The organism is Pseudarthrobacter sp. NPDC059871 (genome assembly GCF_042731175.1).
GTDB lineage: Bacteria > Actinomycetota > Actinomycetes > Actinomycetales > Micrococcaceae > Arthrobacter.
Window position 1 is genome coordinate 297977 of record NZ_JBHWJV010000002.1, and the last position, 15340, is coordinate 313316.

The window sequence follows — 15340 nt, forward strand, 5'->3', positions numbered from 1 at the left end:
TTCCTCATAGGCTTGTTCGCTCATCACAGCCTTCGCGGCACGGTCCGGCAAAGTAGCTTAGGACGCGCCGGGGGCGGGCCACCCGTTCCAGCGGGGACAATAGGCAAATGGCTAAAAGCAGCAAGGGCAGGATGCCTCGCCTGGAGGATGTGGCCGATGTGGCCGGGGTTTCCCACCAGACCGTCTCCCGCGTCATCAACAACCACCCGAATGTCAGCAAGGCCACCCGGGAAAAGGTGGAGGCCGCCATTGCGGAGCTGGGGTACCGGCGGAACACGGCTGCCCGGAGCCTGGTCACCAGGCGGTCCCAGACCATCGGGGTCCTTGGCAGCGAGCTGTCCCAGTACGGGCCGGCCAATACCCTCCTCGGTGTGGAGCAGGCCGCCCGCGACGCCGGCTACTTCGTCAGCATCGCTGCACTCCGCGAGGTCAGCGGAGCTGCCATCGCCGACGCGGTCAGCCATTTCCTGGACCAGGCGGTGGACGGCATTGCCGTGCTGGTGCCGCACGCCGAAACCCTCCAGGCGCTCGATGCGCTGAACATCCCGGTGCCGGTGATGGCCGTGGGATCGCTGGGCAACAGCGAGGTGAGTGGCGCCATGGTGGACCAGCGCGCAGGGGCGCGGCTCGCCGTCGAACATCTCATCGCCCAGGGGCACCGGCGGATCGGCCATGTCTCCGGTCCCGCCGGCTGGACTGACGCCGCCGAGCGCGCCGAGGGGTGGCGGGAAGCCCTCCACGCCGCGGGGCTGGCGGACGATCTGCTGGTGGAAGGGGATTGGAGCGCCGGCAGCGGCTACGCCATTGGCCGCGGGCTGGCAGCGGGGCGCAGCGCCACCGCCCTGTTCGTGGGCAACGACCAGATGGCGCTGGGAATCCTGAGGGCCTTCGCCGAGGCCGGCGTCCGCGTGCCCGACGACGTCTCCGTAGTCGGGTTCGACGACCAGCCGGAATCGGGGTACTTCAGCCCGCCGCTGACCACCGTCCGGCAGGACTTCGAGGAACTGGGCCGCCGCTGCCTGGACATCATGCTGAAGGAAATCGAAGCCGGCGCCGGTATCAGCTCCACCGTGGTCACGCCGGAACTTGTGCCACGGTCCAGCACCGCCCCGCCCGCGGCCGGGTAGCCCGCCACAAAAAGTTCCATGAATCTGCATCCAACTCCGCGCCCGCACCAGTAGTAGGGGTGTAAGCGTAAAGCGCCCGCCGGACGGGCCAACCAAGGAGAAGGACATGCGAAAGAGGATCTTCACAGCAGGTATCGGTGCCGCAGCCATTGCCGCCGCGATGGCCCTTGCCGGTCCCGCCAACGCCGCCGAGGGCGACGCCCAGCTCTCGGTGCTGCACGGCGTCCCCGGCCTGACCGTGGATGTTTGGGTCAATGGCGACCGTACCCTGGACGACTTCACCCCGGGCAGCCTGGCGGGGCCACTGGCACTTCCCGCAGGCGCGTACCAGATCGCAATCACCGCAGCGGACGCAGCTGATGCATCCGCCGCCGTCATCGGCCCCGTCACCGTCAACCTCGCGGCCAACGGCAACTACACCGCCGTGGCCAACCTTGACGCTGCCGGCAAACCCACAGCCAACCTCTTCACCAATGACGTATCGCAAATCGCCGCGGGCAAGGGCAAGCTCACCGTCCGGCACACCGCCGCGGCACCCGCCGTCGACGTCCTGGCCGGCGGCAGCGCCGTGGTCACCAACCTGTCCAACCCCAACGAGCAAACCCTCACCCTGGATCCCGGAACGGTTTCCGCCACGGTTGCCGCAACCGGCGCCACCGCCCCGGTGATCGGCCCGGCTGACGTCACCATCGCCGAGGGCACCCACACCATCGTGTACGCATGGGGCAGCCTGGCGGACAAGAACCTGCAGCTCGCCGTCCAGACCATCCCCGGCCTGCACTCCGCACCCGGTTCGGTCCCCGGAGCCCTCGACGGATCCGCCGAGGCTCAGGCTCCGGCAGGCCTGGTCCTGGGCTTCGGTGCAGCCGCCCTCGCCCTGCTGCTGGGCGGCTTCGGCGCGGCCCGCGTAGTGGCCGCACGCCGCGTCCGGCAGTAGCTTCCGGCGATCCGATAGACCGGCCGCCCGGCGTACCCTGCCCACCTGCGCCGGGCGGCCACCCTACCGAAAACCACTGTTCCCCGCCCGGCCGCGGGGCCCGGACTCAGAAAGGCCACGGCGATGAACGGACGCACGACGACGGCAGGCGAGTCCCGCCGTCGTCCATCTGATGGGGTGCGGATCGCCGCCGCCGCGTCCGTTCTGGTGCTGACCGCGTGTGCGCCAGCCGGTCCGTCCATGGCACCTTCCGTTGCGCCCGTCGGCACATCAGCTTCTGCAGCAGCTGCCGCTCCCAGAGCTGTTCCCACTGCCGCCCCTACTGCCCCTCCCGCGGGCCAACGGGGTGCCGCTCCCGCCATTCCCGTCCATCCGGCCACCCTGGGCGCCGTTCCGGCAGACCCTGCGCCGACGTCGATCTCCATCGCCGGCACGGCCATTGATATGCCGGTGGTTCCCGGGGGAGTCTCCGGAGAGGGGGCCATGGAATTACCGGACGCTTTCGACCGGGCCGCCTGGTACCGGTTCGGACCCGCCCCGGGAGCGGCCGAAGGGGCCGCCGTGATCGCCGGCCACATCGACACCACCTCGGACAGGGCGCCGTTCTCTGCCTTGAAATCGCTGCCCGAGGGGACCGCCGTCCGCGTTGGCCGTGACGGCGCCCCGGACCTCACCTACCGCGTGGTGAAGGTGGAGTTGATGGCCAAGGACAGTTTTGACGGCGGCTCGCTCTTCCGCCGCGCCGGGCCGCACGAACTCAAGGTGGTCACCTGCGGCGGGCGGTGGCTGGACGAGCGGATGGACTACAGCGACAATGTGATAGTCACCGCGGTCCCCAGGTAAGCGGTGACCAGCCATGGTTCTCGTCACCGATGCCGGGAAGGAGCCGCGAGTGACCTCTCCTGCGCAGGCCTCCCACGGCTGGGATGACGGGCTGACCTCGTCCTTCCTCGCCGGTGATGAGAGGGCTTTGGCGGCGGCCTACCGCGAATTCGCCCCGCTGGTGCACACCCTGGCACTCCGTTCCCTGTCGGACCGGTCCGCGGCCGACGACGTCACCCAGGAGGTCTTTATCCGGGTGTGGCGCTCGCGGAACACCTTCAAGCCGGAGGTGGCCCGGCTGCCTGCCTGGATTGTGGGCATCACCCGGAACGTCATCACCGATGCGCACTCGGCGACCGCACGCGAAGTGCGCAAGGCCCATGCGGCGGCCGGGGCCGGACTGGCCGCCGGAGAAGTGGGCGCCGGAACGGAGGCCGCGGAGGTCCTGGCGGACCGGCTGATGTTGGACGGCGAACTGGACAGGCTGGGCGAACCGCAGGGGTCCATCATGAAGCTGGCCTTCTACGAGGACCTGACGCACGAACAGATTTCACGGAAACTGGACCTGCCGCTTGGTACCGTCAAGAGCCACATCCGCCGCAGCCTGACGCATTTGAGAAGCCGATTGGAGGTAGACCATGCCGCATCTTGATCCGGAACAGTTGAGCCTCCTTGCGATGTACGAGGACTGGGAGGACGCCGACGGCCGGGAGCACCTCAGCGTCTGCCCCGAATGCGCCGCCGATTACGCCGCGTTGCGCCGCACCGTTGACGCCGTCAAGACGACGCCGGACACCACCAGCCTGTCTGTTCCCGGACCGCACGTGTGGGCCGGAATCCACCGGCAACTTGGCCTCGCCGAGGCTGTCCAGGCGGACCCGCTGAGTGATCCCGGGACCAAGCCCGCGGGGGCACCTGACGAGGCGGCGCCGTCGAACGTTGCCGTCTTCGGCCCGCGGAAGAAGGCGTGGTGGAAGCGCACCGGAACGTGGATCGCCGCCGCTGCGGCCGTTGTGCTGGTGGCGGCGGGCGGCATCTGGGTGTCCACGCGGCCAGCCCAGCCCACCAAGCTGGCGCAGGCCCAGCTGACGCCGCTGGCCCAGTACTCCGCCACCGGATCGGCGAAGGTGGTGGAAGCCGCGGACGGCTCGCGGCGACTGGACGTCACCCTGGACAAGGATGAGGCGCGGGGCTACCAGGAAGTCTGGCTGATTGCCCCGGACCTGTCCCGGCTGGTCAGCCTGGGCATCATGAACTCGGACTCCGGAAGCTTCGAGGTGCCTGCAGGCCTGCAGCTGGCGGACTACCCGATTGTGGATGTCTCGGACGAGCCGGTGGACGGCAATCCGGCCCACTCAACGGTCAGCATCGTCCGGGGGACGCTTACTTCCTGACCGGCAGGCCAAGAGCCCGGGGCCGGGACGGTAGGCTCTGGTGCGTGATTGCTCAAAGCTGTGGACATGGACTGCCGCTCGTCGTGATTCATGGGTTCGGCGTGGATCACAGGATCATGCTCCCGCTGGAGGATGCCATCGGTGACTGCGGGTGGCGGCGTATCTACATCGATCTGCCCTGGGCGGCGGGGGCTTCCGGCGGCAAGGCCGCCAGCGCGCATCAGGTAGCGCAGGGAGTAATGGACGACATCCGCGACTACCTTGGCAACAGGCCCTTTGCGGTGGTGGGCAATTCGTTTGGAGGCATGCTTGCCCGCTACGTTGCCCATGAGTTGCGGGCACAGGTCCTTGGCCTGGCCACTATGGCAGGTGTCTACGAACCAGTCCATGCTGCGCGGGACTTGCCCCGCCGGAAGGTTATCCGGCAGGACGACTCCGTCCTGGCCATGGCTGGGCCGTCACGGGATGACTTCGAAGGGATGGCTGTCATCCAAAGCCTAGACACACTGGATGCATTTACGCGCTACGTCCTTCCCGGCCTTCGCGATGCGGACCAAACCGTCCTGGAAAGCGTGGGAGGCGAGTATGCGCTCCCCGTCGAACCTGAAGTCGCTCATCCAGCTCCGTTCGAGGCGCCCTCATTGCATCTCTTTGGGAGGCAGGACCACGTCACCGGCTACGAGGACGGGTGGAAACTCCGAGACCACTACGTCCGTGGTACCTACGCCGTTCTTGATGCTGCCGGCCATAACGCGCACCTCGAGAGGCCGGACCTTACTTCCGCGCTGCTGAAGGACTGGCTCGCACGGACCAGCGCAGCTGCTTCCTGACCGCAGGCTCTGGAGCTTCCGGGTTCAATGCCCCTAAGGTGAGGTGACCAGGCAAGCCCACCCCAGGAGATGACATGTCCCTCGTCCGCGTGCACAACTTCTCGGTCTCCCTCGACGGCTTCGGCACGGGTGAGGGCCAGCAGCTCGAGGCCCCGTTCGGCCATGCCGGATCACGGCTCATGGAATGGGCCTTCGGGACCCGTACTTTCCGCGCCATGGGACTTCACGGGGACGGTCAGGCATCCTTTGGCGTAGATGAGGCCTTCGCGAGCCAGTGGGGCCCCGGGATCGGCGTCGAAATCATGGGGCGCAACAAGTTCGGCCCCCAGCGCGGGCCCTGGGAGGACGAGGAGTGGAAGGGGTGGTGGGGCGACAACCCCGTCTTCCACACGCCCGTCGTGGTACTGACCCACCATCCCCGGCCGGTCCTCGAAATGGAGGGCGGAACCACCTTCCACTTCATTGACGCGGACCCCGCGACGGCGCTCGCGAAAGCCCGCGAACTGGCCCCAGGCCTAGACGTCCGGATTGGCGGCGGTGCGGACACGGTGCGGCAGTTCCTCGAAGCCGACCTGATCGACCACATGCACATCGCCGTGGTGCCCATCATCCTTGGCCGCGGCGAGCGTCTGTGGGACGGGTTGGAAGGACTCGACGAGCGCTTCGACATCGAATCCACCACATCGCCGGCCGGAGTGGTGCACATGGTCTTCACCCGCCGCGCCCAGGCCTAGCGCGGCTCGCGGCGTTTCAGCGCCAGACCAAATCCGCGCTAGTGCCCGAAGTGGGATTGCGGGGGCCCCTCGGGCAGCCGCTCGAGGATGTCCTCCGCGATCCTGCGGACCTTGATGTTCCGGTGGCTGGAGGCCTTGGCCAGGATAGAAAACGCATCCTGGTATGAACACCGGTTCTGCGCCATGATGACGCCGCACGCCACGTTGATGGAGGTGCGGCTGTCCAGCGCCGAGCGCAGGTCCGAGGCCATGGAACGGGCCGTATGCAGGTCGAGAGCCATCTGCAGGCTCCGCGACGCCAGCCCGGCGAACGCCCGCGCCTCGGCGATGACCTGCAGCGGAAAGGCTTTGGAATCGGGGGCAAAGAACGCCAGCGCAGCGTGGGTTTCCGTGTCCGCACCGGGTGCATTGCCGACGGGTCCCGAACCCGTAGAATCACCTGCCCCGTCAAGCCGGAGCCGGATCCCCAGAACGCTGCCAAAACCGGCAACCTGCAGCTCGCTGCAGTAGCGCGGCCAGCGGAAATCCCCGTGCCGTTGAAGAACGGCAACTGGATGGCCGCCGCCCAGCACCTCGCTGGTGGGGCCCTCAGCCGCCTGCTGCTCCCAGGCCATCATCCGCTCTGCGTCCCGCGATGTCCCCGTAATGGCGGGGGACCGGCGTGGCTGGGTCAGCACCACCGCGCATTCGATCCGCGGGCCCGGCGACTGAAGCGTGCCCGCCTGCTGGTCACCTGCCACAGACCGCACCGCAGCGGCGGCCAGCCGGTCCAGGGAATCGGTCAGCGAGTCTGCCCCGGTGACCAGGTCAAGCAGCATCGCCTGGCTGCCGTCACTCCCGGCAGCCTGTGCTGCTTTCGAGGCTGGACCGGGGGCAACCTGCGTGTTGGTACGCGGCGCAACCGTCGGCAGCCCGGCGGCAGGCCGCGGGCCGTGGAGGCGGGAAGGAAGAAGAGGGCCGGCGACGGCTGGGGGAGAGGCCTTGGTCTCAAAGGCCTCCTCGTCGCCGGCCCCGCTCAGTACCCGGGTTCGTTGACCCGGGAAGTTTGGGCTCACCTGCCGTGCGTGCATTGCCACTCTCACACCCCCTGGTGAGCTAATTCCTGTCGGAACAGAAAACACGCCCTGTCCCTGTGAAAAACCTAATGGGCTGTCCGTGGCCGGAGAATGAGTAACGGTACTCGACTTTCAGATTAGGTATTACTTGGATACTCGAAACCGCTACTTGCTTTGCGCGTAGCCGCAGGTGGGACGCGCGGTGCCGGTTCCGCTCCCGGTCCGGCCGCGAAAAAGATTCTTTCCGCAGGCCGTTCCGCGCCGCACCCTTGACTCGGACCAACGCAGCGCCAACAATGTTTTCTATAACGTTGTAAATCGAAGAGAACGAGGATGTTTTTCGTGGCAACCCCTGAACCGGCAACCGCCAAAGTAACCCTTGACCCGGCTTTCACCGTTGGTCCCGTCCGCCGCCGCACCTTTGGCGCCTTCGTGGAGCACCTGGGCCGGTGTGTCTACACCGGCATCTTCGAGCCCGACCACCCCGACGCCGATGAGGACGGTTTCCGCCGCGATGTCCTGGGCCTGACCCGGGAGCTCGGCGTCTCCACCGTGCGGTATCCCGGCGGCAACTTCGTCTCCGGCTACCGGTGGGAGGACGGCGTGGGGCCGAAGGACCAGCGGCCTGTACGCCTCGACCTGGCCTGGCACTCCACTGACCCCAACCTGGTGGGCGTGGACGAATTCGCGGCGTGGTCCGCCAAGGCCGGCGTGGAACCGATGATGGCCGTCAACCTGGGCACCCGCGGCATCCAGGAGGCGATGGACCTGCTGGAGTACTGCAATATCGACGGCGGTACTGAGCTTTCCGACCAGCGCCGCGCCAATGGTGCACCGGACGGCTACGGCATCAAGATGTGGTGCCTGGGCAACGAGATGGACGGCCCGTGGCAGATCGGCCACAAGAACGCCCTCGAGTACGGGCGGCTTGCTGCGGACACGGCCCGCGGCATGCGGATGATCGACCCCGACTTGGAACTCGTGGCCTGCGGCAGTTCCGGTCCCACCATGGACACGTTCGGCGAATGGGAGCGCGTGGTCCTGTCCGAAACCTATGAGCTGGTGGACCTGATCTCCGCCCACCAGTACTTCGAGGACTTCGGCGACCTCCAGGAACACCTGGCGGCAGGGCACAAGATGGACGCCTTCATCAAGGACATCGTCAGCCACATCGATCACGTGAAATCGGTGAAGAAGTCCACCAAGCAGGTGAACATCTCCTTCGATGAATGGAATGTCTGGCACATGAGCCGGGCCGAGTCCAAGGCACCCTCCGGCAAGGACTGGCCGGTAGCCCCCGTGCTGCTGGAGGACACCTACACGGTGGCAGACGCCGTGGTGGTGGGCGACCTGCTGGTCACCCTGCTCAAGAACACGGACCGGGTCCATTCCGCGAGCCTGGCCCAGCTGGTCAACGTCATTGCCCCCATCATGACCGAACCCGGCGGCCGTGCCTGGAAGCAGACCACCTTCCACCCCTTCGCCCTGACCTCCCGGCACGCCGCCGGCACTGTCCTGCAGCTCGCCGTCGAATCCCCGCTGGTCAGCGGCGGCACCACCGCAGGCGTCGCCGCACTGTCGGCCGTTGCAACTTTCGACGCCGACAAGGGCGAGGCAGTGGTGTTCGCCGTCAACCGCTCGGCAACGGACGCACTCACCCTGGATGCCGCCGTCGCCGGACTGGGCAACGTCCGCGTACTGGAGGCGCTGACCTACGCCAACAAGGACCCGTACTGGCAGGCGAGCGCGGATGATTCGACGTCCGTGGAGCCGGCGGAAAACGTCACGGTCAATGCCGACGGCGGCCGCCTCACCGCGGAGCTCCCGGCAGTGTCCTGGTCCATGATCCGCCTGGCGGTGGGCAGCTAATACTCCGGGTCGTTGACGGCGGAGGCGTCCTTATGACGACGGCGGCCCGCAGGTGGGAGGATGGACGGCATGGAGCTGCACATCACGGGGGATCCCGCCGCGGACAAGTTGTTGAGTGAGGACGCCTTCGCGCTGCTGACAGGCATGCTGCTGGACCAGCAGGTGACTATGGAATCGGCGTTCGCGGGGCCGGAGAAGATCAGGACCCGCATCGGCTCAGTCTCTCCCGAGGCCATTGCCGGTCACGATCCGCAGGCCTTCGTGGAGATGTTCAAGGAACGGCCCGCCGTGCACCGGTTCCCCGGTTCCATGGCAGGCAGGGTCCAGGCGCTCGCCGAAGCCGTGCAGAACGACTGGAACGGCGACGCCACCGCCATCTGGACCCAGGGCGAGCCCAGCGGCGCCGAGGTGCTGGAGCGGCTCAAGGCCCTGCCCGGGTTTGGCGACCAGAAAGCCAAAATCTTCCTGGCCCTGCTGGGCAAACAGCGCGGCCTCCAGGCGCCCGGCTGGCGGGAAGCTGCGGGCCACTACGGTGAAGACGGCTCCTATCTGTCCGTGGCGGACATCGTGGACCCCGAATCTCTGGTCAAGGTGCGGGCCAGCAAGCAGGCGGCCAAGGCCGCGGCGAAGGCAGGAAAAGAACGTTAATGGCAGTAACCATGAACGACGTTGCGAAGGCCGCGGGTGTCTCACTCAAGACCGTCTCCAACGTCCTGAACAACTATGAGTTCATCCGCCCCGCCACCAAGCAGCGGGTGGAAGATGCCATCGCGGAACTGGGCTACGAAGCCAACCTCACCGCCCGTAGCCTGCGGTCCGGCAAGACCTCCATGCTGGGCCTCGTCCTCTCGGACCTTTCGGCGCCCTACTACGCCGAGCTCGCCTCCAAGCTGATGGACGCGGCAACCAAACACGGCTACCGCGTCCTGGTGGAGCAGTCCGCCGCGGAGGGGGCGGCCGAATTGAACGCCCTCCAGGGCCCGTTCCGGCAACTCACGGACGGCCTGCTTTTCACACCGCTGTCCATCGGCGCCGACGCCATTGCCGAGCGGGCCGGAACCAAGCCCCTCGTGATGCTCGGCGAACATATCGTGGATCCGCGGTTCGACCTGGTCACCATGAAGAACGAGGAGGCTGCCGCCGCGCTGACCTCCCACCTGCTGGCGGGAGGCCGCCGTCGTATTGCCGTTATTGGTGCCACGCCGGAGGAATCCACCGGCACCGCAGGGCTGCGCCTCAACGGCTACCGTACCGCCTTGAAGGACGCTGGAATCCCCTTTGACCCGGCGCTGATCGCCCCGGGTGAGTGGCGCCGCGACGCCGGAGCCGCCGCCGTGGCCGGGCTGCTGGAAGCGGGCGTGGAGTTCGACGCCGTCTTCGGCCTGAACGACGTTCTGGCGCTCGGTGCGATGCACGAACTCCTGATCCGCGGGGTCCGGGTGCCGCAGGAGGTGGCAGTTGCCGGCTTCGACGACGTGGACGAAGCCCGCTTCGCCTCACCGTCCCTGACCACCGTTTCGCCCGGGATGGACGAGATCGCCGAACGGTCCATGGCGCTGCTCCTGGACCGAATCGCCGGCCGGGAAACCGCTGACGGCGGAGTGCACGTTGAAGCCGAGTTCCAGCTGAAGATTCGGGAATCTGCGCCGTAGGAGGCCAGCGAGTGCCTGAACACACGAGACCCGATGATCGGGCCAAGGAACCTTCAAGGGCTAGAGGTGGACAATGACGGAACGTACAGACCTCGTAATGCTCGGCTGGACTCCAGATGACGAGGAATCATTCCTTGAGCAAACCGAAGCGCAGATAGCCCGGTAACTAGCTAACCGGGGTGGGGAGCGGCCGGTGAGTCGCTGCTGTGGGCTGCGGCGCGAATGTGATCACTACCCCCATAAGGGCTACGGCGCCGGCAACGCCTGCACTGATCAGAAAAGTAGCATCGGCGGCACCCGCCACCCCAAACAGCAGCATTCCGGCAGGAACGCCGACGGTGTTAACGATCTGATCGCGAACGGCAAACGTGTGGACTTGGTCATCGTCACCTATGGACTGGCCCAGGGTGTCCCACTGAATACCTGAAGCAGTTGTCAGGGCTGCGCCCAGGAACCCTGCGGCCCACAGTAGAACTGGCGCCGGGACCAGCAGGAAGCAAAGCAGCTGCGTTGCGATGCTCAGGCAACAGAGCAGGTGCAGGTATTTCCATGGGACTTTCCTGAGGAATCCCAACAGCGATGACGCCGAACCGACAAGCGAGCCGGCAGCCATAAATGCTGCCGTTACCGCCCACGTTGCGGCAGAATTCTGCTCGATGACGAGGGTAGGGCCCGCCGTCCCCAGGAGGCCGATCGTCAGCGCGACGAACAGCCAGGTGGCCAGTCCTGTGTTGATGCCGGGAGGAAGTTTGGCGCGGACTCTATTGCTGCCATTGCTGCCATTGCTGCCATTGCTGGCAAGCGCCTCAGGCGTGGTTTGGCTTGGCGATTTCGAAAGCCGAAGGCCGGCCAGGACAGCGATTCCGACCAGGAATCCAATTGAATCGATCAGGAGAATGGCTTGGAAGCCAAGTGACAGGAAGACCAGTGAACCAAGGAGTGGTCCGGAGATGGCGAACACGTCTCCGAGCACTGAAAGCCACGCATTGACGCGTCCCCGCTGCTCCAAGGGGATCAGCCGGGGAATTACCGTGAACCGCGCCGGTTGGAAAAAGGCCAGTGCGATTCCATAGACACCCGATGAAATGGACAATGCAGTGATCGCCCCAGTCGGCGGACTGCCGGTTCCCAGTGTCAGAATCCAGCCAAGCAGTCCGGCTTGGGCAATGAACCGCACGAGATCCGAAAGTATCATCACCCGCACGGGATTCCGGGCCGGGCGGATTCGCTGGACGGCAAACACTCCGAGGAATCGTCCTGACCAAAGGGAGAGAAGGACCGCTGTCAGGCCCCACCCGGAAGGCTCCAGCCTGTGACTTTCCAACGCGAAGGCGATGGGGACGAGAGATCCGCCGAGCCCGGATACCAAGGCCGCGGTAAAGAGGCGGGGAAACCCTGCGATTTCGAACGGTCCGGTGAAGCTAGGTCCTTTCATTGACGTCACTGCGCTGGGTTGTGGAGGAGGCCGTTTTTGAATCCAAAAGCCCAGAATTGAAGCATTTCCGTTTCGTCAATGCCGCTTTATCCCCCGTTGTGTTGATTAGCCTTGCGAAGATGATGCTACCGGCAGTGTTCACTGATTTGTCAATTTATTTTATCAAGTTGTCAATATGGCTACTGTCTTAATTGTCAGGTCAAGCACCATCCGTTTGGATATGAGGCATGCGGTGCCTGCTGCGGAGGCGTTGTCGAGGGCGGGCGCAAACGATACCGCCTGGCTCCACTGGCTGGCAGGGAACGGGACAATCCTTCCGAAATCTGACGGAAACCTTGCCCGCCTAGTGTGGGCACAAAAGACCACAGTGGAGGCGATGCAGCGGGAACGCTGGCTAAGCATGGTGCTTCGGTCTATAAACGTAAGACCGTGCCAGGCCCTGGAGAGGAACCCATGCATCTGATGCCCCGTGAGCAGGAAAAGCTCATGATTGTGGTGGCCGCCGACCTCGCCCGGCGCCGCCAGTCCCGCGGTCTCAAGCTCAACTACCCCGAAGCGGTGGCCATCATCAGTTACGAACTGATCGAGGGAGCCCGGGACGGCCGGACGGTGGCGGACCTCATGAGCTATGGCACCACCGTCCTCACCCGCGAGGACGTGATGGAAGGCGTTCCGGAGATGATCCACGATGTGCAGATCGAGGCCACTTTCCCTGACGGCACCAAGCTGGTCACCGTCCACGATCCCATCCGCTAAGGAGCCGCAGTGATCCCAGGAGAATACTTCCTCCGCCCGGAGCCCGTGACGGCGAACGCGGGGCGCGACGCCATCGAGCTGTCCGTCACTAACACGGGCGACCGGCCCGTGCAGGTGGGCTCGCACTTCCACTTTGCCGAAGCGAACGCGGCCTTGGATTTCGACCGGGCAGCAGCCCGCGGCCGGCGCCTGGATATCCCGGCCGGTACCGCCGCACGGTTTGAACCCGGAGACTCCCGCAGCGTCCGGCTCATCGAACTCGCGGGGTCCCGCGAAGTGTTTGGGCTCAGCAACGCCGTCAACGGAAAGCTCGACGGCGGCCCGCGCCCGGGCGGGTCAGCCACCGAAAGGGACGCCAAATGAGCTTCGAGATCCCGCGGCGGCAGTACGCCGACCTGTACGGCCCCACGGCCGGCGACAAGATCCGCCTGGCGGACACCGAACTGTTCCTCGAAATCGAGAAGGACTTCACCGTCTACGGCGAGGAAGTGGTGTTCGGCGGCGGCAAGGTGATCCGCGACGGCATGGGCCAGAACGGCCAGGCCACCCGTGATGAGGACATCCCGGACACCGTCATCACCAACGCCGTCATCCTCGATTACACCGGAATCTACAAGGCGGACGTTGCGCTCAGGGACGGCCATATTTTCCGGATTGGCAAGGCCGGCAACCCGCAGATCACCGACGGCGTGGACATCGTGATCGGCGCCAGCACCGAGATCATCGCCGGGGAACGCAAAATCCTCACCGCCGGCGGCATCGACACGCACATCCACTTCATCTCCCCGGACCAGGTGGCTACGGCCCTGACCAGCGGCGTCACCACCATGATCGGCGGCGGCACCGGCCCGGCGGAGGGCACCAAGGCCACCACGGTGACGCCCGGCAAATGGCACATTCACCGGATGCTGCAGGCCGCCGAGGCGTTCCCCATGAACATCGGCTTATTCGGCAAGGGCCACGCGTCCGCCGTCGAACCCCTCGCCGAGCAGATCCGCGCCGGTGCCATCGGCCTGAAAGTGCACGAGGACTGGGGCTCCACCACGTCCTCGATCGACATGTCGCTGACCGTCGCCGATGAATACGACGTCCAGGTGGCCATCCACACCGACACCCTCAACGAGTGCGGCTTCGTGGAAGACACCATCCGCGCCATCAACGGCCGCGTCATCCACACCTTCCACACTGAAGGCGCCGGCGGCGGCCACGCACCGGACATCATCAAGATCGCAGGGATGCCCAACGTCCTGCCCGCCTCCACCAACCCCACGCTGCCATACACGCGCAACACCATCGAAGAGCACCTGGACATGCTGATGGTCTGCCACCACCTCAACCCGGACATCCCCGAGGACGTGGCCTTCGCCGATTCCCGCATCCGCGCCGAGACCATCGCCGCCGAGGACGTCCTGCAGGACATGGGCATCTTCTCCATCACGTCCTCCGACTCCCAGGCCATGGGCCGGGTGGGCGAGGTGATCACCCGCACCTGGCAGGTGGCTGACAAGATGAAGAAACAGCGCGGAATTTTAGCGGCCGACGGCGGCACGGACCTTAGTGCCGACGGCTCGGCTTCCGCGCACGGCAGCGCCGGGAGCGACAACTTCCGCCTCAAGCGCTACGTGGCCAAATACACGATCAACCCCGCGCTCGCCCAGGGCATCGCAGACACGGTCGGATCCGTGGAAGAAGGCAAGTTCGCCGACCTGGTCCTCTGGGACCCGGCCTTCTTCGGCGTCAAACCCGAACTCGTCCTCAAAGGCGGGCAGATCGCCTACGCCCTGATGGGTGACGCCAACGCGTCCATCCCCACCCCGCAGCCACGCACCATGCGGCCCATGTTCGGCGCCTTCGGCAAGGCCGTCCAGCAGACCTCCATCACCTTCCTTTCCCAGGCCGCGATCGACGCCGGCGTCCCCGCAGAACTCGGCCTCGAAAAGGTCATCCGGCCCGTCTCCGGAATCCGGAACCTCACCAAAGCCGACCTCAAATACAACGATGCGACGCCCGACATCCAGGTGGACCCGGAAACCTACCAAGTCACGGTGGACGGCGAGGACGTCACCTGCGAACCCGCCGACGTCCTCCCCATGGCCCAGCGCTACTTCCTCTTCTAGCCCCACGAATTCCAGACCCCTGAAAGAAACCACGTGATCATCGAGAAAGTCCTCGGCAACCTCCACGACCTGCCCGAAACCGACCTCGCCGCCTACACCGGTCTCCACCGCGAGAAAGTGGTGCTGCCCAGCGCCCAACTGGTCAAACGCATCCAACGCGCCACCACGGACCACGGCAACGAAATCGGCATCAGGCTCGCATCAGGATCCGGCGACCTCCGCGACGGCGACATCCTCCACGTCGCCGACACCAACATGATCGTGGTCTCCGTGCTGCCCACCGACGTCCTGGTCATCGCCCCCCGCACCATCCACGAAATGGGCGTCACCGCACACTCCCTCGGCAACCGGCACCTCCAAGCACAATTCTTCGACGCGGCCAGCGAATACGCGGCCGACGTCATGGTGTGCGCCTACGACCACACCGTCGAGGACTACCTCATCCACAACTCCGTGCCCTACGCCCGCCAGGAACGAGTCATGCCCGTGCCCTTCCGCCATGCTGAACACAGTCACTAGGCACGACGACGGCGTGGCGTGGGACGCCGCGAGGGATATGGGGCCGTGCCCGTCCCCAGGCGCTCCCAACCCTCGCAAGCTCGGGTCGGGGCC

General features: G+C 65.9%; 16 protein-coding genes. 14 read left to right on the forward strand and 2 right to left on the reverse strand.

What is annotated here, in order from left to right; genetic code table 11:
* Positions 1-107 precede the first annotated feature (107 nt).
* From ACFV4R_RS04170 to ACFV4R_RS04200, 7 genes are all read left to right on the forward strand, one after another.
* Positions 108-1127, forward strand: a complete 1020-nt coding sequence (locus ACFV4R_RS04170; RefSeq protein WP_377201170.1) for a LacI family DNA-binding transcriptional regulator — start codon at positions 108-110, stop codon at positions 1125-1127.
* A 106-nt stretch (positions 1128-1233) separates the two neighbouring features.
* A complete protein-coding gene (locus ACFV4R_RS04175; protein WP_377201171.1) occupies positions 1234-2064 on the forward strand; it encodes a DUF4397 domain-containing protein in 831 nt (276 codons plus the stop codon).
* A 123-nt stretch (positions 2065-2187) separates the two neighbouring features.
* Positions 2188-2907, forward strand: coding sequence for a class F sortase (locus ACFV4R_RS04180; protein ID WP_377201172.1), 720 nt, complete (start codon positions 2188-2190; stop codon positions 2905-2907).
* Between the two features lie 13 nt (positions 2908-2920).
* On the forward strand, positions 2921-3538 hold the full coding sequence (locus ACFV4R_RS04185) for an RNA polymerase sigma factor (RefSeq protein WP_377201173.1): 618 nt from the start codon (positions 2921-2923) through the stop codon (positions 3536-3538).
* Positions 3525-4280: an anti-sigma factor domain-containing protein gene (locus tag ACFV4R_RS04190; RefSeq protein WP_377201174.1), complete on the forward strand. Its 756-nt coding sequence runs from the start codon at positions 3525-3527 to the stop codon at positions 4278-4280. Before ACFV4R_RS04185 ends, ACFV4R_RS04190 begins: the two co-directional genes overlap by 14 nt.
* A gap of 83 nt (positions 4281-4363) precedes the next feature.
* On the forward strand, positions 4364-5110 hold the full coding sequence (locus ACFV4R_RS04195; protein ID WP_377201175.1) for an alpha/beta fold hydrolase: 747 nt from the start codon (positions 4364-4366) through the stop codon (positions 5108-5110).
* Between the two features lie 74 nt (positions 5111-5184).
* Positions 5185-5844 (forward strand): dihydrofolate reductase family protein, encoded by a 660-nt coding sequence (locus tag ACFV4R_RS04200; protein WP_377201176.1) that lies wholly within the window; start codon positions 5185-5187, stop codon positions 5842-5844.
* Between the two features lie 38 nt (positions 5845-5882).
* Here the strand turns inward: ACFV4R_RS04200 and ACFV4R_RS04205 are convergent, their stop codons facing one another.
* Positions 5883-6662, reverse strand: a complete 780-nt coding sequence (locus ACFV4R_RS04205) for an ANTAR domain-containing protein (RefSeq protein WP_377201177.1) — start codon at positions 6660-6662, stop codon at positions 5883-5885.
* Positions 6663-7232: 570 nt separating this feature from the next.
* Here ACFV4R_RS04205 and ACFV4R_RS04210 point away from each other — a divergent pair.
* From ACFV4R_RS04210 to ACFV4R_RS04220, 3 genes are read left to right on the forward strand one after another with little or no spacing between them, the layout of a single operon-like run.
* The gene (locus tag ACFV4R_RS04210) at positions 7233-8768 is read left to right on the forward strand and encodes an alpha-N-arabinofuranosidase (protein WP_377201178.1); all 1536 of its coding nucleotides are present in this window, start codon (positions 7233-7235) and stop codon (positions 8766-8768) included.
* Positions 8769-8828: 60 nt separating this feature from the next.
* On the forward strand, positions 8829-9416 hold the full coding sequence (locus ACFV4R_RS04215; RefSeq protein ID WP_377201179.1) for an HhH-GPD-type base excision DNA repair protein: 588 nt from the start codon (positions 8829-8831) through the stop codon (positions 9414-9416).
* A complete protein-coding gene (locus tag ACFV4R_RS04220; RefSeq protein ID WP_377201180.1) occupies positions 9416-10420 on the forward strand; it encodes a LacI family DNA-binding transcriptional regulator in 1005 nt (334 codons plus the stop codon). The genes ACFV4R_RS04215 and ACFV4R_RS04220 overlap by 1 nt, the downstream gene beginning before the upstream one ends.
* A 166-nt stretch (positions 10421-10586) precedes the next feature.
* On the opposite strand, the gene ACFV4R_RS04225 is transcribed toward ACFV4R_RS04220, so the two are convergent.
* The gene (locus tag ACFV4R_RS04225; RefSeq protein ID WP_377201336.1) at positions 10587-11855 is read right to left on the reverse strand and encodes an MFS transporter; all 1269 of its coding nucleotides are present in this window, start codon (positions 11853-11855) and stop codon (positions 10587-10589) included.
* A gap of 453 nt (positions 11856-12308) precedes the next feature.
* Here ACFV4R_RS04225 and ACFV4R_RS04230 point away from each other — a divergent pair, with 453 nt between their 5' ends.
* From ACFV4R_RS04230 to ureE, 4 genes are read left to right on the forward strand one after another with little or no spacing between them, the layout of a single operon-like run.
* On the forward strand, positions 12309-12611 hold the full coding sequence (locus tag ACFV4R_RS04230; RefSeq protein WP_261618584.1) for an urease subunit gamma: 303 nt from the start codon (positions 12309-12311) through the stop codon (positions 12609-12611).
* Positions 12612-12620: 9 nt separating this feature from the next.
* Entirely contained in the window at positions 12621-12974 is a 354-nt protein-coding gene (locus ACFV4R_RS04235; RefSeq protein WP_377201181.1) for an urease subunit beta, read from the forward strand.
* Complete coding sequence (gene ureC, locus ACFV4R_RS04240; protein ID WP_377201182.1) at positions 12971-14728, forward strand: urease subunit alpha; 1758 nt, start codon at positions 12971-12973, stop codon at positions 14726-14728. The genes ACFV4R_RS04235 and ureC overlap by 4 nt, the downstream gene beginning before the upstream one ends.
* Positions 14729-14761: 33 nt before the next feature.
* Complete coding sequence (ureE, locus tag ACFV4R_RS04245) at positions 14762-15247, forward strand: urease accessory protein UreE (RefSeq protein ID WP_377201183.1); 486 nt, start codon at positions 14762-14764, stop codon at positions 15245-15247.
* Positions 15248-15340: the final 93 nt, after the last annotated feature.

Excerpts from the sequence above, each read along its gene's own strand:
- ACFV4R_RS04170 (WP_377201170.1), top strand. The coding sequence starts at position 108 with ATGGCTAAAAGCAGCAAGGGCAGGATGCCTCGCCTGGAGGATGTGGCC.
- ACFV4R_RS04175 (WP_377201171.1), top strand. The coding sequence starts at position 1,234 with ATGCGAAAGAGGATCTTCACAGCAGGTATCGGTGCCGCAGCCATTGCC.
- ACFV4R_RS04180 (WP_377201172.1), top strand. The coding sequence starts at position 2,188 with ATGAACGGACGCACGACGACGGCAGGCGAGTCCCGCCGTCGTCCATCT.
- ACFV4R_RS04185 (WP_377201173.1), top strand. The coding sequence starts at position 2,921 with ATGGTTCTCGTCACCGATGCCGGGAAGGAGCCGCGAGTGACCTCTCCT.
- ACFV4R_RS04190 (WP_377201174.1), top strand. The coding sequence starts at position 3,525 with ATGCCGCATCTTGATCCGGAACAGTTGAGCCTCCTTGCGATGTACGAG.
- ACFV4R_RS04200 (WP_377201176.1), top strand. The coding sequence starts at position 5,185 with ATGTCCCTCGTCCGCGTGCACAACTTCTCGGTCTCCCTCGACGGCTTC.
- ACFV4R_RS04205 (WP_377201177.1), bottom strand. The coding sequence starts at position 6,662 with ATGCTGCTTGACCTGGTCACCGGGGCAGACTCGCTGACCGATTCCCTG.
- ACFV4R_RS04210 (WP_377201178.1), top strand. The coding sequence starts at position 7,233 with ATGTTTTTCGTGGCAACCCCTGAACCGGCAACCGCCAAAGTAACCCTT.
- ACFV4R_RS04215 (WP_377201179.1), top strand. The coding sequence starts at position 8,829 with ATGGACGGCATGGAGCTGCACATCACGGGGGATCCCGCCGCGGACAAG.
- ACFV4R_RS04220 (WP_377201180.1), top strand. The coding sequence starts at position 9,416 with ATGGCAGTAACCATGAACGACGTTGCGAAGGCCGCGGGTGTCTCACTC.
- ACFV4R_RS04225 (WP_377201336.1), bottom strand. The coding sequence starts at position 11,855 with ATGAAAGGACCTAGCTTCACCGGACCGTTCGAAATCGCAGGGTTTCCC.
- ACFV4R_RS04230 (WP_261618584.1), top strand. The coding sequence starts at position 12,309 with ATGCATCTGATGCCCCGTGAGCAGGAAAAGCTCATGATTGTGGTGGCC.
- ureC (WP_377201182.1), top strand. The coding sequence starts at position 12,971 with ATGAGCTTCGAGATCCCGCGGCGGCAGTACGCCGACCTGTACGGCCCC.